Annotated in this window: 12 protein-coding genes and 1 tRNA gene; 11 read left to right on the top strand and 2 right to left on the bottom strand. The window is 63.5% G+C overall.

Annotated features, from left to right (window positions below; all coding sequences use genetic code 11):
* The first annotated feature begins 98 nt into the window (after positions 1-98).
* The 3 genes from gltB (at position 99) to pyk (ending at position 7,946) form a co-directional block, all read left to right on the top strand.
* Positions 99-4,814, top strand: coding sequence for a glutamate synthase large subunit (gene gltB, locus EWV37_RS01045; protein WP_095798144.1), 4,716 nt, complete (start codon positions 99-101; stop codon positions 4,812-4,814).
* Positions 4,807-6,273, top strand: coding sequence for a glutamate synthase subunit beta (locus tag EWV37_RS01040; protein ID WP_129699454.1), 1,467 nt, complete (start codon positions 4,807-4,809; stop codon positions 6,271-6,273). The genes gltB and EWV37_RS01040 overlap by 8 nt, the downstream gene beginning before the upstream one ends.
* 167 nt (positions 6,274-6,440) lie before the next feature.
* Positions 6,441-7,946: a pyruvate kinase gene (pyk, locus tag EWV37_RS01035; RefSeq protein ID WP_129699453.1), complete on the top strand. Its 1,506-nt coding sequence runs from the start codon at positions 6,441-6,443 to the stop codon at positions 7,944-7,946.
* Positions 7,947-9,047: 1,101 nt separating this feature from the next.
* Here the strand turns inward: pyk and EWV37_RS01030 are convergent.
* Positions 9,048-9,132, bottom strand: a tRNA-Leu gene (locus EWV37_RS01030).
* A 189-nt stretch (positions 9,133-9,321) separates the two neighbouring features.
* On the opposite strand from EWV37_RS01030, the gene EWV37_RS01025 reads away from it, so the two are divergent.
* The 4 genes from EWV37_RS01025 (at position 9,322) to rpsA (ending at position 15,941) form a co-directional block, all read left to right on the top strand.
* A complete protein-coding gene (locus tag EWV37_RS01025; protein ID WP_095798141.1) occupies positions 9,322-9,936 on the top strand; it encodes an ANTAR domain-containing response regulator in 615 nt (204 codons plus the stop codon).
* 46 nt (positions 9,937-9,982) lie between these two features.
* On the top strand, positions 9,983-12,883 hold the full coding sequence (gene polA, locus EWV37_RS01020) for a DNA polymerase I (RefSeq protein ID WP_238662980.1): 2,901 nt from the start codon (positions 9,983-9,985) through the stop codon (positions 12,881-12,883).
* Between the two features lie 34 nt (positions 12,884-12,917).
* On the top strand, positions 12,918-14,312 hold the full coding sequence (locus EWV37_RS01015; RefSeq protein ID WP_129699452.1) for a GNAT family N-acetyltransferase: 1,395 nt from the start codon (positions 12,918-12,920) through the stop codon (positions 14,310-14,312).
* A gap of 153 nt (positions 14,313-14,465) precedes the next feature.
* Complete coding sequence (gene rpsA, locus EWV37_RS01010; RefSeq protein WP_095798139.1) at positions 14,466-15,941, top strand: 30S ribosomal protein S1; 1,476 nt, start codon at positions 14,466-14,468, stop codon at positions 15,939-15,941.
* 167 nt (positions 15,942-16,108) lie between these two features.
* Here rpsA and EWV37_RS01005 read toward each other — a convergent pair whose 3' ends face one another.
* Positions 16,109-16,807 carry an IMPACT family protein gene (locus EWV37_RS01005; protein ID WP_095798138.1) on the bottom strand — a complete coding sequence of 233 codons (699 nt, stop codon included), beginning with the start codon at positions 16,805-16,807 and terminating at the stop codon, positions 16,109-16,111.
* Positions 16,808-16,952: 145 nt separating this feature from the next.
* Here EWV37_RS01005 and EWV37_RS01000 point away from each other — a divergent pair, with 145 nt between their 5' ends.
* The 4 genes from EWV37_RS01000 (at position 16,953) to uvrB (ending at position 22,752) form a co-directional block, all read left to right on the top strand.
* Positions 16,953-17,429, top strand: coding sequence for a hypothetical protein (locus tag EWV37_RS01000; protein WP_129699451.1), 477 nt, complete (start codon positions 16,953-16,955; stop codon positions 17,427-17,429).
* A 174-nt stretch (positions 17,430-17,603) separates the two neighbouring features.
* Entirely contained in the window at positions 17,604-19,961 is a 2,358-nt protein-coding gene (coaE, locus tag EWV37_RS00995; RefSeq protein WP_129699450.1) for a dephospho-CoA kinase, read from the top strand.
* A gap of 31 nt (positions 19,962-19,992) precedes the next feature.
* Positions 19,993-20,580 (top strand): dephospho-CoA kinase, encoded by a 588-nt coding sequence (gene coaE, locus EWV37_RS00990; protein ID WP_238662992.1) that lies wholly within the window; start codon positions 19,993-19,995, stop codon positions 20,578-20,580.
* Positions 20,581-20,610: 30 nt separating this feature from the next.
* On the top strand, positions 20,611-22,752 hold the full coding sequence (gene uvrB, locus EWV37_RS00985) for an excinuclease ABC subunit UvrB (RefSeq protein WP_095798134.1): 2,142 nt from the start codon (positions 20,611-20,613) through the stop codon (positions 22,750-22,752).
* Positions 22,753-22,759: the final 7 nt, after the last annotated feature.

Raw genomic sequence — 22,759 nt, 5'->3', positions numbered from 1 at the left:
GTCATCTGGATCAGATGATGTCCGTCCGCACTCCACCCCAGTTGCCCGGGCATCGTTGACACTTCAGACCTGCCCACCAACCCGGTGAGGAGCTCCCTATGAGCCACGTCAATCAAGTAGCCCCCGTGACCAACATCGTCACCGACGCGGTCAACCGCGACACGGGCCACCCTGACTCGCGTTCGGAGCTACCTCCCGCGGAATCCCCGTTCCGGGCGTTTTCCACACAGCCCGAGGACCACGGCCTGTACCGCGGCGAGGACGAGAAAGACGCATGCGGCCTGGCCGTGGTGGCCACCCTTGACGGCAACTCCACCCACGACATCGTGGAAGCCGCTCTCACCGCCCTGCGCAACCTCGAGCACCGCGGTGCCGTGGGCGGCGACGAGGGCACCGGCGACGGCGCCGGCATCCTCACGCAGATTCCCGACACATTCTTCCGGGACACCGTGAACTTCCAGCTGCCCCCGATGGGCGCCTACGCGGTCGGCACCGCGTTCATGCCCACCGGTGGCCAGCACCTCGAACCACTGCAGCGCGCACTTGAGGATCTCGCCGTCATGGAGGGTCTGCGCGTGCTTGGTTGGCGTGACGTCCCGGTCGTCGACGACGCCGTGGGCGCCTCCGCTCGCGCCGTCATGCCCACGTTCGTGCAGTTCTTCGTCGCGGACGAACGCCACAACGCACGGGGCGCGAGCCTGTTCGAACCCGGCGCGGCGGCGTCGTTCGATCCGACGCACTTGCAGCTGGAACTGGACCAGAAGGTGTTCCGCGTGCGTAAGCGCGCGCAGAACAAGTTCGGCGTGTACTTCCCGAGCTTCTCCTCACGCACGCTCGTGTACAAGGGCATGCTGACCACCGCTCAGTTGCAGCCCTTTTATCCTGATCTGTCCGACGAACGGTTCACGACCAAGCTCGCCGTGGTGCATTCGCGGTTCTCGACCAATACGTTCCCGTCGTGGCCGCTCGCTCAGCCCATGCGCACCCTGGCGCACAACGGCGAGATCAACACGGTCATGGGAAACCGCAACTGGATGCGCGCGCGCCAGTCCTCGATGTCCGGTGCCGTGCTGGGACGCAACCCCGAAGAGCTGTTCCCGATCTGCTCGGAAGGTGCCTCGGACTCCCAGTCCCTGGACGAGGTTGCGGAGCTGCTGCAGCTCGCCGGACGACCGGTCACCGAAACCATGCTGATGCTCATCCCGGAGGCGTGGGAGAACCACGAGAGCATGGACCCGGATCTGCGGGCGTTCTACCAGTATCACTCGACGCTCATGGAGCCGTGGGACGGCCCGGCGTGTGTGTCCTTCACGGATGGCAAGCGTGTGGGTTCCGTGTTGGATCGCAACGGTCTGCGCCCGGGGCGTTTCTGGGAGACCGAGGACGGTCTGGTGATCTTCGCGTCGGAGGTCGGTGTCATCGACATCGGTGACCGCAAGGTGGTGCGTAAGGGCCGCGTGTCCCCGGGCACCATGTTCCTGGTCGATACCGAAGAAGGCCGGATCGTCGAGAACCACGAGATCAAGGCCGAGTTGGCCGCCGCCAAGCCGTGGCGCGAGTGGGTCCAGGACTCGATTGTTCCGATCGGCGAGCTGCCCGAACGCGAGCACATGACCCACCCGGCGTCCTCCGTGCGGCTGCGTCAGAAGACCTTCGGCTACACCGAGGAAGAACTCAAGAAGATCATCGGTCCCATGGCCGTGGCCGGCGCGGAACCCATTTATGCGATGGGTACCGACACCCCCGTGGCCGTGCTGTCGGACCGCTCTCGGCTGCTCTACGACTACTTTGTGCAGTCCTTTGCACAGGTGACCAACCCTCCGCTGGACGCCATCCGCGAGGAATTGGTGACCTCGCTGACCGGAGCGGTGGGCCCCATGGCGAACCTGCTGGCCACACAACAGGCGAAGACACGCTTGATCAAGGTGGACTTCCCGGTGATCAACAATGATCAGTTGGACCAGATCCTTCACCTGGACGACGAGGACGGCGCCGCACTCACGCTGAAGGTGCGCGGCCTGTACCGCCCCGATGGCGGCGAAGAATCGCTTCGGACGCGCATCGCGGAGATCTGCGAAAAGGTCTCCACGGCTGTGAACCGCGGCGTGCAGTTCGTGATCATCTCCGATCGTGACTCCAATGGTGCCTGGGCACCCATCCCGTCCCTGCTGTTGACCTCTGCGGTGCACCACCACCTGCTGCGCTCAGCTACCCGCACCAAGGTCGCGCTGATCGTGGAATCCGGTGACGTTCGCGAGGTGCACCACCTGGCGCTGCTGCTGGGTTACGGCGCTTCCGCTGTGAACCCCTACCTGGCCATGGAATCGGCCGAGGAACTGGTGCGCCGCGGCGAGATCACCGGCGTGACCGAGGAAGAAGCCGTCTACAACCTGATCAAGGCGCTCGGCAAGGGCGTCCAGAAGATCATGTCCAAGATGGGTATCTCCACCGTGCAGTCCTACTGTGGCGCCCAGACCTTCGAGGCGCTGGGATTGTCGAGCGAGCTGATCAACGCGTACTTCTACGGAACGCGCACACAGATCCAGGGTGTCGGTCTGGATGTGATCGCGGAGGAAACCGCGTCCCGCCATCGCCTGGCCTACCCCGAGGACGGCGTCACCGAACCCCACCGTGACCTGGCCATCGGCGGCGAGTACGACTGGCGCCGCGAAGGACCGCGTCACCTGTTCGACCCGCACACGGTGTTCCGACTGCAGCACGCCACGCAGACGGGCCGCTACGACATCTTCAAGTCCTACACCGCACGCGTGGACGATCAGGCTCGGGAGATCGCCACCCTGCGCGGTCTCATGAGCTTCACCTCGGATCGGAAGCCCATCTCGATCGATGAGGTGGAGCCCGTGAGCGAGATCGTCAAGCGATTCTCGACCGGTGCCATGAGCTACGGCTCCATTTCCATGGAGGCTCACGAGACCCTCGCGATTGCCATGAACCGGTTGGGCGGCAAGTCCAATACGGGTGAGGGCGGCGAGGACCCGGAACGTCTGATGGACCCCGAACGTCGCTCGGCCGTCAAGCAGATTGCGTCCGGTCGCTTCGGTGTGACCAGCCTGTACCTGGCCACCGCGGACGACCTGCAGATCAAGATGGCCCAGGGTGCCAAGCCCGGTGAAGGCGGCCAGCTCATGGCGCAGAAGGTCTACCCCTGGGTGGCTCGTACGCGGCACTCGACACCGGGTGTCTCCCTGATCTCACCCCCGCCGCACCACGACATCTACTCGATCGAGGACCTCGCGCAGCTGATCTACGATCTCAAGCGCTCGAACCCCAAGTCGCGCGTGCACGTCAAGCTCGTGTCCGAACGCGGGATCGGCACGGTGGCGGCGGGCGTGACCAAGGCCAAGGCCGACGTCGTCCTGATTTCCGGTCACGACGGCGGCACCGGTGCGGCGCCGCTGAACTCGCTCAAGCACGCGGGTATGCCGTGGGAGTTGGGTCTGGCCGAGGCGCAGCAGACCCTGCGGCTGAACGGGTTGCGCGAACGCGTGGTCGTACAGGCGGACGGTCAGCTCAAGACCGGCCGTGACGTGGTGATTGCGGCACTTCTGGGTGCCGAGGAGTTCGGTTTCGCCACCGCGCCGCTCGTGGTCGAGGGCTGCATCATGATGCGCAAGTGCCACTTGGACACCTGCCCCGTAGGCGTTGCAACCCAGAATCCCGAACTGCGGAAGCGGTTCACGGGCAAGGCCGAGCACGTGGTGAACTTCTTCGAATTCATTGCCGAAGAAGTGCGTGAGTACCTGGCTCAGCTGGGCTTCCGCAGCATCGAGGAGGCCGTGGGGCACGCCGAGGTGTTGCGCACCCGCGACGCCATCGACCATTGGAAGGCCAAGGGCCTGGACCTGAGCCCCATCCTGGACTCGTTCCAGTCACCGGGTGTCAAGGACGGTCTGCGGAACACGCGCACGCAGGATCACGAGTTGGAGGATCATTTCGACAACAAGCTGATCCCGCTGGCATCGCCCGCGATCGAGAAGGGCGAGCCCGTGCGGGTCATGGAAAAGGTGATCAACACCGATCGCGCCGTGGGAACGATGCTCGGGTACACGGTGACGAAGGCCTTGGGCCTCGAAGAACTCGCTGACGACACCATCGACGTCACATTGACCGGTGAAGCGGGCCAGTCACTGGGCGCGTTCATTCCGCGCGGCATCACGCTGCGGCTGGAGGGCGACGCCAATGACTACACGGGTAAGGGCCTGTCCGGCGGGCGCATCGTGGTGCGACCACCCCGTGACGCGAGCTTCCCGACCCACGAGAACGTAATTGCCGGCAACGTGATCGGCTACGGTGCAACGAGTGGGGAAATGTTCTTCAGCGGCACCGTGGGCGAGCGGTTCCTGGTGCGTAACTCGGGTGCCACCGCAGTGGTCGAGGGCATCGGTGACCACGGCTGCGAATACATGACCGGCGGCGTCGCCCTGATCCTGGGGGAGACCGGCCGGAACTTCGGCGCGGGCATGTCCGGCGGCGTCGCGTACGTGCTGGACCTGGACGAATCGGATATCAACAAGCAAGCCCGGGAGACCGGTGAACTGCTCGTGGCCACCCTGGACGAACAGGATAGGGAACTGGTTCTGGGGCTGATCAAGCGCCACGGCGAGGAAACCGAATCGGACTGGGCGGCCACGCTGCTGCAGAACGCCGACGACACCATCGCGCGCATGACCAAGCTGCTACCGCGGGACTACTCCGCGGTGCTGTCGCTGCGTAATCAGGCCGAGGCCGCCGGGGACGACCCGGACGGCGACGGCACCTGGCTCAAGATTTTGGAGGTGACCACGCGTGGCTGATCCCCGTGGTTTTCTGAAAGTTCGACACCGCGAAGACCGTCCCAAGCGTCCGGTTCCCGTCCGCATCATGGACTGGAACGAGGTCCAGGAACGGCAGAATTCCCAGACCCTGCACGAGCAGGCCGGTCGCTGCATGGACTGCGGCGTACCGTTCTGCCACCAGGGTTGCCCGCTCGGGAACCTGATTCCCGAGTGGAATGACCTGGTCTGGCGCGGCCAGACGGATGAGGCCGTTGTGCGGATGCACGCGACCAATAATTTCCCGGAGTTCACAGGCCGCGTCTGCCCGGCTCCGTGCGAGTCCTCGTGCGTGCTGAGCATCAATCAACCGGCCGTGACCATCAAGCAGATCGAGTACGAGATCGGCGAAATGGCCTTCGACGAGGGCTACGTCAAGCCGTTCCTCCCCGCACGTCTGGTGGGTAAGACCGTGGCCGTGGTCGGATCGGGTCCGGCGGGTCTGGCGGCCGCACAGCAATTGACGCAGGCCGGGTTCACGGTGGCGGTGTACGAACGTGATGATCGCATTGGCGGTCTGCTGCGTTACGGCATCCCCGATTTCAAACTCGAGAAGTCCGTGGTGGATCGTCGCTTGGACGTCATGGCAGCCGAAGGAACCCGCTTCCGTACCGGCATCGAGATCGGTAAGGACATCACGTGGGACGTCCTGCGGCGCCGCTACGATGCCGTGATCGTGGCCACCGGTGCCACACGCCCCCGCGAATTGGGCATCCCCGGGCGCGATCTGCAGGGCATCCATCACGCCATGGACTACCTCGTGCGTTCCAACCGCTTGTCGGCGGGGGACGAGGTACCCGATCTGATCGACGCACGGGGTAAGAACGTGATCGTGCTCGGCGGTGGCGACACCGGATCAGACTGCATCGGCACCGCACACCGGCAGGGCGCGGCGTCGGTGACGTCACTGGCGATCGGTCGCAAGCCGCCGGTGGACCGCGCGGACGAAGAACCGTGGCCCATGATGCCCAAGGTCTTCGAGGTTTCCTCGTCCCACGAGGAAGGCGGTGAACGCACCTACTTGGCGTCCACGGTGGAGTTCGTGGGCGATGAGAACGGCCACGTCACGGGGCTCAAGGTTGCCGAAACCGAGTACCTGGACGACGGCCGCCGTGTTCCCAAGGAAGGGACCGAGAAGATCATTCCGGCCGACCTCGTGTTCCTGGCGCTGGGCTTCACCGGCAACGAGTCCGACGAGCTGACCTCGCAGCTGTCCGTGGAACTCGACCGCCGCGCCAACGTGGCGCGCGACGAGCAGTACATGACCGCCGTCGACGGCGTATTCTCGTGCGGCGACGCCGGCCGCGGTCAGTCCTTGGTGGTCTGGGCGATTGCGGAGGGCCGCGCGTGCGCTGCCGAGGTGGAGCGTCACCTGACCGGACAAACGCGCCTGCCGCAGCCCGTGACGCCGTCGGAACGTGCTATTGATTTGAGCCTGTAGCTAAAGCCGGGCGAACCGCCGCCCTGGCCGTATCAATACATGGCCCCCGTTGCTAAGCTGGGGAGTGAATTCCGGCAAAGTGGCCGTGCTGGAGCAGCTTCGCGCTGTTTCATCGCGGCCATTTTGCTGTTTTCCCCCTGTAGTCTCCGACCGAAAGGGAATCACCCATGCGTCGAGCGAAGATCGTGGCCACCATTGGCCCGGCTATTTCCTCGTACGAGCACATCACCCAGGCCATTCAGGCCGGTATGAATGTGGCTCGCCTGAACATGAGCCACGGTGATCACAACGTTCACAACGCCTCTTACGAGAATCTGCGACGGGCCAGCCAAGAACTCGAAACCACGGTGGCCATCCTCGCCGATCTGCAGGGCCCCAAGATCCGTCTGGGCGCGTTCGCCAATGGTCCGTACAACCTCGAGGTGGGGGACACGTTCTCCATCACCACCGATGACGTTGAGGGCTCCCAGAAACTGGCCTCCACGACTCACAAGGGTCTGCCCGGTGACGTCAACGTGGGCGATCCGCTGTTGATCGACGACGGCAAGGTGGCGCTCAAAGCCACCAAGGTCACCGACAACACCGTGGAGACCGAGGTCATCGTGGGCGGGCCCGTGTCCAACCACAAGGGCATCAACCTCCCCGGCGTGGCCGTCAATGTCCCCGCGCTGAGCGAGAAGGACGAGGACGACCTGCGTTGGGCGCTGCAGCGCGGCGTGGACATCATCGCTCTGTCCTTCGTGCGCGACGCCAAGGACATCACCCGCGTGCACGAGATCATGAAGGAAGAAGGCCGGAAGATTCCGGTCATCGCCAAGATCGAGAAGCCGCAGGCCGTGGACAGCCTCCACGAGATCATCGACGCGTTCGACGGCATCATGGTCGCACGTGGTGACCTGGGTGTGGAGCTCCCGCTCGAGGCCGTGCCGATCGTGCAGAAGCGCGCCATCGAGTTGGCCCGCCGCTGGGCCAAGCCCGTGATCGTTGCGACTCAGGTGCTCGAGTCCATGATTGACAACCCGCGCCCCACTCGCGCCGAGGCCTCCGACTGCGCCAACGCCGTGCTCGACGGTGCGGACGCGGTCATGCTCTCCGGTGAGACCTCCGTGGGCAAGTACCCGGTCCAGACCATCGAGACGATGGCCAAGATCATCGAGGCCACCGAGACCCAGGGCATGGACCGCATGCCCCCGCTGGGCACCGAGCCCCGTACTCGCGGCGGCGCCGTGACCCGGGCGGCCGTGACGATGGCCCGTCAGTTGGACGTGAACTACATCTGTACGTTCACCCAGTCCGGTGATTCGGCTCGCCGCTTGTCCCGACTGCGCCCCAGCCGCCCGATCCTGGCGTTCACCCCGGTGCAGAACGTGATGGCCCTGCTGTCGCTGCTATGGGGCGTGCATCCCATCATGGTCAAGCAGGTTCACCACACCGACGAGATGACCAAACAGGTTGACCACTACATGCTTGAGAAGGGCCTGGCCGGTCCCGACGATTTGGTGATCATCTGCGCCGGCTCACCTCCTGGTGTGGCCGGTTCCACCAACCTGGTCAAGGTCCACCGCGTGGGAGATCTGGATGACGCCGGCGAGGCACCCGTGCGCGAAGAGCACGAGCGCGTCGGCCCCTGGCGCGAAAGCCTTCCCGGTTCCGCCGCCTGGCGCGAACCGTGATCGGTTAGTTCCGCTGCGTGAATGACCTCGGCGACCCGTGCACTCAGGTGCGCGGGTCGCCGTCGTTGTGTGGGCGGTGGGTTTCACGTCGGCTGGCCCTGGATTCTCGTGCCGGTGCCCTTCTCTCGGTTCCCTGCCTTCGGTGCCTTTCCCTCGGTGCCCTTCCCGCGGTGCCTCCGGGCCCCTGCGCGACATGTGGCGCGCCGTCAGAACCGTGCCGAACACCTGTTGCGCCGCTAGAACCCCTTCGGCGCCTCCAAGAGGGTTCTCACGAAACATCAGCCGTGATGGAGGGTTCCAATAGCGCCTGACGTGTGCACTAGAAATGCTCGTGATTCCGACAGCGGCGTGAGGGCACCTAGGTGGGAGTCCCTGGGCCTGCCCCGAACATTTGGGGCACGGGTTCGTGTCCTGGGCCTTCGCGCGGCATTCTTGGCAGAGGTTCGTAGCGTTGACGGGGTTTGAGTGGCGAACCTCGTCCCCAGATGTTGGCCGTGCGTTTCTCTGCCACAGATGCTCACGGCCGTGGGTTCTGGAAAAGTTCTCGGGTTCATCGCAGGCCCCAGATCCCGGCGCCTACTTTTTATCGCGCTACCGGCCGCCGACGACGCCGCCGCGCCCCGGTTCCATCCGCGGCGACACTAGGATTCCGCCGACGACGCCGCCGCCCCGGGATTCCACCACGGCCCGCTCACATTCTGGGCGCCTCTAGAACCCTTTGTTACGCCTGAAACGTCGTTAGAACCTTTTGGGGGAGCTGGAAGGGCTCCAGTGGCGCATGAGGTGTTGATGAGGGTCCTCCCGCCACCTGGAACGTGGGCAGCTCATGACTCCGAGTTCGCCTATGATCTCCCGTTGCTCCAACCCCAGTACCGGCAAGGCCCGCTCACATTCTGGGCGCCTCTAGAACCCTTTGTTACGCCTGAAACGTCGTTAGAACCTTTTGGGGGAGCTGGAAGGGCTCCAGTGGCGCATGAGGTGTTGATGAGGGTCCTCCCGCCACCTCAGTCGCAGGGGAGCAAGAATTAGCCTGTCCGCACCAACGAAAAACGGCCCCGTGTCAACGAGGCCGTTTCTCTACCGCTTTCACTAGGCGGTTTATGGTGCCCAAGGTGGGACTCGAACCCACACATGTTTCCATACTGCATTTTGAGTGCAGCGCGTCTGCCAATTCCGCCACTTGGGCAAGTGTCGTGCAGATTCACAAGCCATTGGCTGTGAGCAGCGGGTAACAGCTTACACGATGAGCGGTAGGCTGAAGACCAACGCACCGCGCACGGCTTCTCGTGTGGCGTGTCTCATGCGAGACCTGTCGTCATGACGTGGTTTGATGCGGTGTTCAGTTCGATTCCCCAGCTAACCAAGGAGTTCCCTCGTGACGGAATCGCCCGAAGCGTCCACTCCGGCTCCATCGAGTGCCCCCACCAAGACCGTTGTGGTCGCCGAGGATGAGGCGTTGATCCGCATGGACATCGTCGAGATGCTCCGCGAAGCCGGTTACAACGTGGTGGCCGAAGCCGAGAACGGTCAGCGCGCAGTGGACCTCGCTCGTGAGCACACACCAGACCTCGTCCTCATGGACGTGAAGATGCCCGTCATGGATGGCATCACCGCGGCGGAACACATCGCCGAGGAGCGGATCGCTCCCGTCGTGCTGCTCACGGCTTTCAGCCAGCGTGAACTCGTGGAGCGAGCCCGTGAAGCGGGGGCCATGGCGTATGTGGTCAAGCCATTCACTGTGGATGACGTGGTGCCGGCCATTGAGATCGCCATGTCCCGCTTCGAGGAGATCTCCGCGCTCGAGAACGAGGTCGCGGACATGAAGGAACAGTTCGCCACGCGCAAACTCGTGGAGCGTGCCAAGTCCCTGCTGCAGACCAAGATGGGCCTGTCCGAACCCGAGGCGTTCCGCTGGATTCAGAAGACCTCGATGGATCGCCGCTTGTCCATGCGTGAGGTCGCCGAGGCGATCATCAACCAGGTGGCCTGACCGCGCACTTCTCCGAGCGCTGAGGATGAGCGCCTAGGATGGACGCGTGAGTGAGACGAGCGACGCCCAGACCAACGCAAGCCAGGAAACCTCCGCCGATCCCGTGGTGGTGATCGGGGAGAAAACCGATTCCCCCCAAGAGATCACGCTGCCCGCGACGGTCAGCCGTCCGGAGCAGCGCCTCCTGCTGATCGACGGCCACTCGCTGGCTTTCCGCGCGTTCTTCGCGCTCTCACGTGCCGCCGAGTACGGGAACGGCCCTGCCTTTGTGACGTCCGAGGGCGTGCACACCGAGGGTGTCTACGGCTTTGTGAACACCATGGTCAAGCTGATCCGGGACTATCAGCCGACCCACCTCATCGTTTCGTTCGACCTCGAGGGCCCCACGCTGCGCTCCCAGGAGTACGGCGACTACAAGGGCGGCCGTGATGAGACTCCAGAGGAGTTCCACGGCCAGGTCCCCAACATTGAACGCATCCTCAAGGCGCTCGGGGTTCCGGTCGTTACGCTTGAGGGCTACGAGGCCGACGACGTTCTGGCCACCTTGGCCACGCGCGGCACCGCTGAGGATTTCGAGGTCCTCGTCTTTTCCGGAGACCGTGACGCATTCCAGATGGTCAATGACCACGTGAACATCGTGTACCCGGGTCGCACCCCGTCCGATCTGCGGCGCATGGATGCCCAGGCGGTGTACGAGAAGTACAAGGTGGCACCCCAGAACTACCCCGACCTCGCCGCGCTCACGGGTGAGCAAGCGGACAATCTGCCCGGCGTTCCCGGCGTGGGGCCGGGCTTCGCGGCCAAGTGGATCACCTCTTACGGCACCGTGGAGTCCGTGCTCGAACACGCGGACAAAATCACCGGTAAGAAGGGTGAGGCGTTGCGCGAGAACTTGGACTTGGTGCGCCGCAATCGCAAGCTCAACCGGTTGGAAACCGATCTCGATCTCGACATCGAGTTCGGCAAGGCAGAACTTCCCGTTCCGGACACCGACAAGGTGGACGAGGTCTTCGACGAGCTCGAGTTCGGTTCCGGACTGCGCGGCCGACTTCTCGACGCCTTCAGTGACGCCGGCGACGGCGGCCCCAGTTCCGATGCCCCCGTGGTGAGCACGGTCCGCCGCGTGACGTCGGCGGAGCAGTGGCAGGAGTGGCTCGACGAGAACAAAGACACCGAATCACCCGCCGTGGTGCGGCGCCTGCTGCCGGATCCCAAAGCGACGTCGGGCGGGGAAGTCACGGCCCTCGTCTTCACCGCGAACACTGCAGCCGTGGTCGACCTGGTCGCTGCGGACCAGGATCTGGCCAACGCCGTGGATCAGTGGCTCGAGGACGACCGGCAGCTCAAGATCGTGGACGGCCTCAAGGATCTGTTCCACGGACTTGTGGACCGCGGCGTCACCCTGGACGGCGTGTACGACGACGTTCAGCTGTCCGGTTATCTCGTGCGCCCCGCGCTGCGCAGCTACGACCTGGAGGCGCAACTGGCCCAGCACCTGGAACTGGAGGTGCCCGAGGTCGGTGATGCGGCGGCGTCGTCGGCCAAGGGAAAAGCTGCCCAGACGGAACTGGACCTGGGCGAGGACAAGGGCCTGGACGCCATCCCGGACGACGTCCTGACCCGCGAGGCCAGCCTGGGCGCGGCATGCGCTCAGTTGAGTCACCACTTGCGTGCCCTGCTGGAGGCCGACGGACAACTGCCGCTGCTGCTCGATCTGGAAATGCCGCTCGCGGTGATCCTGGCGCGCATGGAGAACGTGGGTGTCGCGATCGACAAGCCAGGGATCGATCAGCTGTACAAGGACTTGCAGCAGCCCATCGACCAGAACAAGGAGATGGCGCAGGAGCAGATCGAAGACACGGTCAATCTGGGTTCACCGAAACAGTTGCAGACCGTGATGTTCGAGGAACTGGGGCTGCCCAAGACCAAGAAGACCAAGACCGGTTACACCACGGACGCCGCCGCAGTCGCGGATCTGCTGGGCCGGGTGGATCCGGAAACCCCGGGATCCCGTTTCCTGGTGGCGCTCATGAACTGGCGCGAGTACTCCAAGCTCAAGCAAATCGTGGAGGGCCTGCGCATGGCGATCGCCGACGACGGCCGGATCCACACGACCTACATGCAGACGGTTGCGGCCACGGGACGCCTGTCTTCGACCGACCCCAACCTGCAGAACATTCCGGTGCGCACCGAACAGGGCCAGCGGATCCGCAACGTGTTCGTGGTCGGCTCGGACGAAGAAGGTCCTTTCGAGACCCTCATGACCGCGGACTATTCGCAGATCGAAATGCGCATCATGGCGCACCTGTCCGGGGACGAAGCGCTCATCGAGGCGTTCCGGGCGGGGGAGGACCTGCACCGTTTCGTGGGCTCGCGCGTGTTCAACGTGGCACCCGAAGAGGTCACCGCCCAGATGCGCTCGAAGGTCAAGGCCATGAGCTACGGCCTGGTTTATGGGCTGAGCTCCTACGGCCTGTCGCAGCAGCTGAACATTCCGGTGGACGAGGCCCGGACCATGATGAGCGAATACTTCGAGCGATTCGGTGGCGTGCGGGACTTCCTGCGAGGGGTCGTGGACGAGGCTCGCGAGAAGGGTTACACGGAAACGATCGAGGGGCGACGCCGCTACCTCCCGGACCTCACGAGCGACAACCGATTGGCCCGCCAGTCCGCGGAGCGCGCAGCGCTGAACGCGCCCATCCAGGGATCCGCGGCGGACATCATCAAGAAAGCGATGATCGGGGTGGACCGTGCACTCGGTGAGCAGGACCTGCGATCGCGCGTCCTTCTGCAGGTCCATGACGAACTGATCGTGGAAGTGGCCCCCGGCGAGGTCGAAGCTGTGGAGAAGATCCTGCGCGAAGAAATGGCCAACGCCGCCGAGCTGACGGTTCCGCTGGACGTCAACGTGGGCACGGGCCGCACGTGGCAACAGGCCGCGCACTAAGAATTATTCGACGACACCCAGGAGACACGCACGCATGACCACGCATCCGGCCAATGAGCCCCAGTCCGAGCAGTACAGCGCCAAGGGCAACTCCTACGAGGTGAAGTGCTTCGGCGCGGGACCCGGTGGAATCGATGAGAACGCGGAAGCGGTCGAATGGTTGCGCGCGGTCAGCCAGGGCTTCCACGGTCCGGAACCCTCCAAGGAGTCGTTGGAAAAGGATCTCGCGTGGTTGAACGGTGAAGGCGTTCGTCTGCGTGCCGTCTACAGCCAGGACCCGGTGCCGCCCGCGGCCCTGAGTGATGAACGGCCCGTGGCCACGTACTGCTCGTGGAATTCGAGTCTCACCCTGGGTGCCCAGACCCAGATTCCCGCGTGGTTGGTCTCCGAAGTCACGGTGCGTCCCACTCATGCGCGCCGCGGGATCCTGCGCCGCATGATGACCGCTGATCTCACCGAGGCCCACGAAGCGGGCTTCGCCATTGCCGCGCTGACGGCCTCCGAAGCAACCATTTACGGTCGGTTCGGATTCGGTGCAGGCACGTTCAACACGTCGGTTGCGGTGGCTGCCGAGTCCGGGCTCAAGCTCAAGGCGCCGTCCGTGGGACGCGTGGAAATGGCCGACAACAAGGCCGTGGCGCAGCTGGCACCTCAGATCTTCGAAGACTTCCATGAGCTCACCCCCGGATCGTTGAAGCGCACCAGCAAATGGTGGGATTACGTGAGCGGCCAGTTCGATTGGCACACAGGCAAGACCGACCCCGAAGTCCGCACCGCGGTCCACTATGACGAGAATGATCGAGCGGACGGCTACGTCAGCTACAAGTTCGTTCGCGGCAGCGGCTTCAAGGGAACGTTGGAGGTCGTTGATCTCGTTTCGCCGAGCGCGCAGGTTCGCATCGCCCTGTGGGAGTACCTGTGTGGTCTGGACCTGGTCACTGAGGTTCGACACCCCAACGCCCAGATGGAAGACCCGCTGATGTGGGGCATGGTCGATATGGCGGACTACGAGGTGCGCAAGCGCTACGAGCGTCTGTGGTTGCGCATTCTTGACCCGGTCGCTGCGCTGTCCGCGCGCCCTTATCGTTCGCACCGCAAGGTCACGGTCTCGCTCGTGGATTCACTAGGTTTCGCCGACGGCCTCTACACGATCGACACGACCGGCCAGCAGACGGTCGTCGAGCGCGTGGGGGACCGGCCCCGAACCGACGACGACGCCGCGGGCAAGTCCATGCCTCGCGTCGAGTTGCCGGACGGTGCAGATGTCGCCATGAACATCGATGCCCTGGGATCGCTCTACTTGGGAGCCGTCAAGGCCTCCACGCTGTACTACGCGGGGTTGATCAAGGTGCGTGACCTGGACGCGCTGGATGATTTGCAGTCGCTGATGTCCACGTCCGAGCACCCTTATTGCATCTCGCCCTTCTAAGGAGCTTGAACCGCCCGCCCTTGATGCCTAGACTGGTGCAGTGCGTATTCATTCGCGCGCCCAAAGCACGTTTCGTTCACTGCCCTACGCGCCTTACAAGGTGCGAGTGGTGAACACAGACCATTCAAACTAATCCATCGGAGTCCCTACTACATGACCACCACCACCCCGCAGGTTGCCGTCAACGACATCGGAAACGAAGAGGATTTCCTCGCCGCTGTCGACGCAACCATTAAGTACTTCAACGACGGCGACCTCGTGGAAGGCACCGTCGTCAAGGTCGACCGCGACGAGGTCCTCTTGGACATCGGCTACAAGACCGAAGGCGTAATCCCCTCTCGCGAGCTGTCCATCAAGCACGACATCAACCCTGACGATGTTGTTGCCGTGGGTGATGAGGTCGAGGCTCTGGTTCTCACCAAAGAGGACAAAGAAGGTCGCCTGATCCTGTCCAAGAAGCGCGCTCAGTACGAGCGCGCCTGGGGCGATATCGAGAAGGTCAAGGAAGACGACGGCGTCGTCACCGGTACCGTCATCGAGGTCGTCAAGGGTGGCCTCATCCTGGACATCGGTCTGCGTGGCTTCCTGCCCGCCTCCTTGGTCGAGATGCGTCGCGTCCGCGACCTGGCTCCCTACATCGGCCAGCAGCTCGAAGCCAAGATCATCGAGCTGGACAAGAACCGCAACAACGTGGTTCTGTCCCGCCGTGCATGGCTCGAGCAGACCCAGTCCGAGGTTCGCGCCAACTTCCTGCAGCAGCTGCAGAAGGGCCAGGTTCGCACCGGCACCGTGTCCTCCATCGTCAACTTCGGTGCCTTCGTGGACCTCGGTGGCGTCGACGGCCTGGTGCACGTGTCCGAGCTGTCCTGGAAGCACATCGACCACCCCTCCGAGGTCGTCGAGGTTGGCCAGGAAGTCACCGTCGAGGTTCTCGACGTGGACATGGACCGCGAGCGTGTTTCGCTGTCCCTCAAGGCAACCCAGGAAGATCCCTGGCAGTTGTTCGCACGCACCCACGCCCTGGGTCAGGTTGTGCCGGGCAAGGTCACCAAGCTGGTTCCCTTCGGTGCGTTCGTGCGCGTCGAAGACGGCATCGAGGGCCTGGTGCACATCTCCGAGCTGGCACAGCGTCACGTGGACATGGCCGAGCAGGTCGTCTCCGTGAACGAGGAACTGTTCGTCAAGGTCATCGACATCGACCTGGACCGTCGCCGCATCTCGCTGTCCCTGAAGCAGGCCAACGAGGGCGTGGATCCCGAGTCCACCGAGTTCGATCCCGCTCAGTACGGCATGGCTGCCGAGTACGACGATCAGGGCAACTACAAGTACCCCGAGGGCTTCGATCCCGAGACCAACGAGTGGATCGAAGGCTACGAGGAGCAGCGCGCAGCGTGGGAGCAGCAGTACGCCGACGCTCAGGCTCGATGGGAAGCTCACAAGGAGCAGGTGCAGAAGCACCTGACCGAGGATCAGGAAGCTGCAGTTTCCTCCTCGAACTCCAGCTCCAGCAGCAACAGCGGCCCCGCCGCTCCGACCAGCTACTCTTCCGAGGCTCCGGCCGAGGACGCGGGCACCCTGGCTTCTGACGAAGCACTGGCTGCTCTGCGCGAGAAGCTGACCGGCAACTGATTCACGGATGAGCTGAACCGCCCCGGTGGTTCGGACCTCTGAATCACAGAACCCCGCACGGATTCCGTGCGGGGTTCTGTCATGCCCGGGTAACGTTCGGGAGATTTACGGATCAGGATTCTTGCGGGTGCCCAGCATCCGGGGAGAGGGCCACCCTGGGGAGGGTGCTAGAGCAGAGGGACGTCGTACCAGTCGATATCGCCGAGTTCCGGTGTGTACTGACCGGAAGTCAGCGAGGTCACGGTGTCCAGGGCATTCTGGACGTCGATTTCACGATCAGGGACCGCGATGGTGAGGACGGCGGCGTGGGCTTCGTAACGGGTGGGCAGCACCGTGAACCCGGCCGTGCGCACATCGTCCTCGATGCGTCCGGCGTCCGAGTGGGCCAGCGGCACGGACAGCGAACGGGAGCGCATGCGGGTCTTCAGGGGCGCGGTCTCGAGGGCCTCGGCGACCGCGCCGGAATAGGCCCGGACCAGCCCGCCGGCGCCGAGTTTGACCCCACCGAACCAGCGCACCACTACGGCGCAGACATCCGAGAGATCGCCCTCGAGTCCCTCTTCACGCTGCGTGGGGGACTTGTAGGCGCTCAACGACTGCATCATGGGCATGCCCGCTGTACCAGACGGTTCGCCGTCGTCGGAGGTGCGGCCCGTCTCGCGAGATGGGCCGACGAGGAACGCCGAACAGTGGTGGCGGGCGTCGCGATGCTGGGCCTTGACCTCGGCAATGAAATCGCGTGCGGCAGCTTCCGAATCGACCCGTTTCAAGAGCGCCAGGAAGCGGGATTTCTTGATCTCGATCTCGTGAGCGTGCGCGGAATGCGCGCGCAGCACCGTGTAAGAGACGTTCGGATCAATGGGCATGGGCTTCAGTCTAGGGCGCGGTCAGAGGCGGATGCCGGATCAGCCGTACAAGGTTACTACTGAGAAGCTTTCTCGTGTGTCTTGTATCACGGCGTCTCGGGGAGGAACATGTCGTGCAGGAGCACTGGAGAAAGCGGTACCGACCATGAGTGAGACAATACGGCGTGCGGAATCCCAGGGTTCATCGGCACGCAACAGACAGATCGACCCCGAGGTCGACAAACACGTGAGGACACTGCTGACGCTGACCATCGTCTCCGGCGTCTTGTACCTCACGACCATCCTGACCAACATTGTCACCGGCCAGATCACCCATCGAGCGTTCGAGGACGCACCGTTCGGCGCACCACCCGAGAGCGCGTACTGGGTCGGGGCCGTGGTCGGTTTGATTCTGCTGGTCGGAATGTACCTGGCTGTGTACATTCCGCTGCGCAAGCGACTGCGCGAAGGCTGGTACGCGGGTGCGGTCTTCGCAACCGTCGGTCTCATCCATGCGGCCTTGTCCGCGGTAGTGGCACCGGGAAACCTGCTGCTCGGACTGCCCGGAATCATTTTGGTGATCGTGAACGGAATCTGGCTGTTCGTCGCATTCCGCCCGGGCGTGAGAGAAGGGCTCGGCTGAACTCGGACCGCTCCGTGACGGGGGAACAACGGAACGTTACGAACAAGTAACGGTCTCCGTTGCCGGTGCGCCAATTGGGGGCTGCCAAAAAACTGGTCGGTACAGTTGTGGACCGTGATCTGCCGCCCGTGAGGGAACTCACGGGCGGCGCCGCCAATCCGGAAGTCATGGAACATGCTCAATCGCTTGCACGATCGACTAGGCCTGAGAACCACACCCTCCATCTTTTTCATATCTGCCGGACTGATTGTCCTGTTCACGGCGGCGATGGGACTCTTTCCGACGCAGGTGCAGGGGTTCTTCGGCACCGTCTCCAACGCCTTGCGGTACCAGGCCGGCTGGTTCTTCACGTTCAGTGTCACGGCCATGGTCATTTTTGCCATGGGTCTCGCGCTCAGCCGGTACGGCCGACTGAAGATCGGTGATGACGATTCCGAGCCGGAATATTCCGGTGTCGCGTGGTTCGGTATGCTCTTCGCCGCGGGCCTGGGCGCCGTCCTTATGTTCTGGGGCGTAGCGGAGCCCATGAACCACTACGCGAATCCGCCCATGTATGGCACCGAGCCGTTCTCGGATCAGGCCGCGGTGGAAGCGTTGAACATCTCGAACTTCCACTTCGGGTTGCACATGTGGGGCATCTTCATTGTCCCCGGGTTGGCGTTCGGCTATTTCACGTACAAGCGGAAGCTACCCCCGCGGGTGTCGTCCGCCTTCCAGCCTCTACTGGGCGACGGCATTCACGGCCCGATCGGCAAGGCCATCGACATCATGGCCATCGTGGCCACGGTGTTCGGCCTGGGCGTCTCCGTGGGGCTGGGTGCCCTGCAGATCAATAGCGGCATGAACTACGTCTACGGCATTCCCATGGCCGGTTGGATTCAGGCCGCGATCATCGCCGTGGTCACCGCGGTGGGACTCGCGTCCGTGATGGCGGGAATGGACAAGGGCGTGAAGCGGCTGTCCTACATCAACATCGTGGCGGCTGTGGCTCTGCTCGTTTTCATTCTGATGGCGGGCGCCAGCATGTCCCTCATGCGCGGGATGGTCGAGTCGGCGGGTAGTTACTTGAACGCGCTGCCCACGCTGGCCTTCTTCAACGACACGTTCGGCAATGGCGCATGGTCCGGAGACTGGACGGTCTTCTACTGGGCGTGGACGGTGACCTGGGCGCCGTTCGTCGGCATGTTCGTGGCCAAGATCTCCCGCGGCCGAACAATTCGCCAGTTCGTGATCGGTGTCCTGGGCGTGCCATCGGTGTTCGTGGTGATCTGGATGGCGATCTACGGTTTGAGTGCCTTTCAGATCGACCGGGCGCAGGGCACGGAACGGTCGATGACGGAGACCATTGTTGAAGAGGGCAATGTGGAGGCCGCGCTGTTCCAGTTGCTGCAGAACTTCCCCTTCTTCGAAGCAACGGCAGTCCTGGCACTGGCGGTCATTACGATCTTCTTCATCACGTCCATCGACTCGGGCGCCCTGGTCATGGACTCCATGGCATCCGGTTACGAGGACCAAGGCCCCAAACGGCAGCGCGTCTTCTGGGCTCTGTCCGTCGGTGCCGTGTGTGCGGCGATCATCACGACCTCGGGTGAGCGGGGACTCGCGGCCCTGCAAGAAGTGATCATCGTGATCGGTGCCCCCGTCATGCTGATGTCCCTCCTGCAAGCGTTCATGTTGTTCCAAGCGATTCGGGAAGACGCGGGAACGGCGAAACCCATCCGAACGCGTCAGTGGAAGCAGGTGCTTCCCGTGGAGGAGTACCACCGCCGTGCGCGGGAAGGGTCCACGTCCGTCGAGGACTATGTCATGCGCCCCGAGTATGAGGTCGGAACGGAGCCGGAGCACAACACCCACCAGCCCCGCACGTGGCACTGGCAGCGCGAGAAGGAAGGTCAGCCTATTCTGCAGCTGGCACTCATCGGCGGATACTCGGCAGGCAGAACGACCGTGGCGCAGGCCTTCGAGGATTTGGGCGCCACCGTGGTCGACAACGACGAGATCTTGGCCCACGTTCTGCGTCCCGGCACCGCCGCGCACGACGACATCGCGCGGATGTTCGGGGACACCGTCATGGCCCCGGGCGGTTCCGTGGACATGGCCGCTCTCGCCGACCTGAAGTCGAACAACGAGACGGCCCGTGACCGGATCAACGAGCTCGTGCTGCCGCTGGTGCGGGAAGAGTCCCGCCACCGAGGCCGCCGCGCGGGCCCGGACACCGTGCTCGTCCAGGATGTCCGCGACCTGGTGGAATCCGGTCAATCGGAACGGTTCGACGTGGTTATTGCCGTCGAGGCTCCCGCCGACATCCGCGTGCAGCGCATGGTCCAGGAAACGGGCATGACTCGCGAAGAAGCCTGGGAGCGCGTCGACGATTCGAGCAGCGACGACGAGCGCCGCGAGATCGCGGACGAGGTCGTGGTTAACGACGGCGACAACGAGTACCTCCGCGCCCAGGTCCAGCGGATCTGGGATGAGTACGTGGTGCCGGCCGTTCCGGAAATCGTCGGGGAAAAGGATGCCGCACGTGAGTGATCGCAATATCAAGGCCGGGGATCGTTCCGTCATGACGGTGGGTCTGACCGGTGGAATAGCCTCCGGTAAGTCCACCGTCTCGCGGCGCCTCGGCGAGCTGGGTGCCGTGGTGATCGACGCGGATGCCATCGCCCGCAACCTCCAACAACCAGGGGAACGGGGTCACAGTGCCATTCGCGAACACTTTGGCGATGCGGTGATCGATCTGACCACGGGTGAGCTTCTCCGGCAAGAACTCGCCAACATCGTGTTCAACGATCAAGTTCAACTTGATGCCCTCAACGGCATCATTCACCCCATGGTCCGCGAAGAAACGGCACGTTTGATCGAGGCCGCCGCGCCCGGGTCGGTGATCGTCTACGACATGCCGCTGCTCGTGGAGACCGGCCAGCATGCGGACATGGACCAGGTTCTGGTGGTCGAGGCGCCGGTCGAGGAGCGAGTGCGTCGAATGGTCACCGACCGGGGGATGGCTGCCGACGACGCCCGGCGGCGAATCGCTGCGCAGGCCACGGACGAGCAACGGCGGGCCGCTGCAACCACCGTGTTCGACAATTCCGGCACGGTCCAGGACCTCGTCCGTCAGGTCGATGAATGGTGGCGGTTGCAGGGCAGTTAGCGTGTCGGAGGTGGCGCGTATTCTGGGGGCATGTCGCTGGCTCAGAAAATCAATCGCGTCGTCGCCCCCTTTGAGGTGGTCTCCGAGTTCCAGCCCGCGGGCGATCAGCCCAAGGCCATTGCGGAACTGACCCAGCGTATCCAGGGTGGCGAAAAAGACGTCGTCTTGATGGGCGCCACGGGTACCGGTAAGTCGGCCACCGCTGCGTGGCTGATCGAGGCGGTCCAGCGACCCACACTGCTTCTCGTGCAGAACAAGACGCTGGCCGCACAGCTGGCCAACGAGTTGCGCGACCTGCTGCCCAATAACGCCGTCGAGTACTTCGTCTCGTACTACGACTACTACCAGCCCGAGGCGTACGTTCCGCAGACGGACACCTTCATCGAGAAGGACTCCTCCATCAACGAGGAGGTCGAGCGACTGCGGCACTCGGCCACCAATTCGCTCCTGACCCGCCGGGACACCGTGGTGGTGTCCACCGTGTCCTGCATCTACGGCCTGGGTACTCCGGAGGAGTACGTCAAGCAGATGGTCACCCTGGCCGTGGGGCAGGAGATGGACCGTGACGACCTGCTGCGTCAATTCGTGAACATGCAGTACGCCCGTAACGACGTCGATTTCCACCGTGGCACGTTCCGCGTGCGCGGTGACACCGTGGAAATCATCCCCATGTACGAAGAGCTGGCGATCCGGATCGAATTCTTCGGGGACGAGATCGAATCGATCTACACGCTGCATCCGTTGACGGGGGAGATCGTCAACGAAGAACAGGAAATGTACGTCTTCCCGGCGTCCCACTACGTGGCGGGTGCGGAACGGATGGCGCGGGCCGTGGAAACCATCCAGAACGAACTGCAGAACCGGCTCCAAGAACTGGAATCCCAGAACAAGCTCGTCGAGGCCCAGCGGTTGCGCATGCGCACCACCTATGACCTCGAAATGATGGAGCAGATGGGCTACTGCAACGGCATCGAGAACTACTCTCTGCACATTGATGGTCGTCCCCGCGGTTCCGCGCCCCACTGTCTCCTCGACTACTTCCCGGATGACTTCATGCTCATCATTGACGAGTCCCACGTGACGGTGCCGCAGATCGGTGGCATGTACGAGGGCGACATGTCCCGTAAGCGCACTCTGGTGGAACACGGGTTCCGTTTGCCGTCCGCCATGGACAACCGGCCGCTGAAGTTCGACGAGTTCCTGGAACGCATCGGCCAGACCATGTACATGTCCGCCACGCCCGGCAAGTACGAGATGGCCAAGGTGGATTCCGTGGTCGAACAAATCATTCGTCCTACCGGGCTCGTGGACCCCCAGGTTGTGGTCAAGCCGACCAAGGGGCAGATCGATGACCTTCTGGAGCAGATCGAACTGCGCGTGGAACGCAACGAGCGTGTGCTGGTCACCACGCTCACCAAGCGCATGGCCGAAGATCTCACGGAGTACTTGATGGAACACGGGATCCGGGTTCAGTACTTGCACTCGGATGTGGACACGCTCAAGCGCGTGGAACTGCTGCGGGACCTGCGCATGGGCACCTTCGACGTTCTGGTGGGTATCAACCTGCTGCGTGAGGGTCTGGACCTGCCGGAGGTCTCGCTCGTGGCCATTCTCGACGCTGACAAGGAAGGCTTCCTGCGCTCCACCACGTCACTGATCCAGACGATCGGCCGTGCCGCACGTAACGTCTCCGGTGAAGTGCACATGTACGCGGACCGGATCACGGATTCCATGGAAACAGCCATTGAGGAAACTAATCGCCGGCGTGAGATTCAAGTGGCCTACAACAAGGAACACGGGATCGACCCGCAACCACTGCGTAAGCGCATTGCGGACATCACTGATCAATTGGCCCGCGAGGACGAGGACACACGCACGCTCCTGGCTCAGCGAGCGGCCGCCAACGATCACACCGCCCCCGTCAAGGGCGGCAAGAAGAAGAGCGCGTCCGAGTCTCAGCGCGAAGCCGCGTCCAAGGCCGAATCGAAGCTGTTGCGAGATGGCGTGCAGGCGGCTCCCGCGGAGGATCTCGTGGAGCTCATCGAGCAACTGAGCGAACAAATGCGTAACGCTGCCGCCGAGCTGCAGTTCGAACTTGCCGCCCGGCTGCGGGACGAATTGTCGGATCTCAAGAAGGAACTGCGCCGCATGAAAGATGCCGGTCACGCCTGACCTGTGC

The sequence above is a fragment of the Kocuria carniphila genome, from assembly GCF_004136555.1.
GTDB classification, from domain to species: domain Bacteria; phylum Actinomycetota; class Actinomycetes; order Actinomycetales; family Micrococcaceae; genus Kocuria; species Kocuria carniphila.
This window is presented reverse-complemented; position numbering and strand designations above follow the sequence as displayed.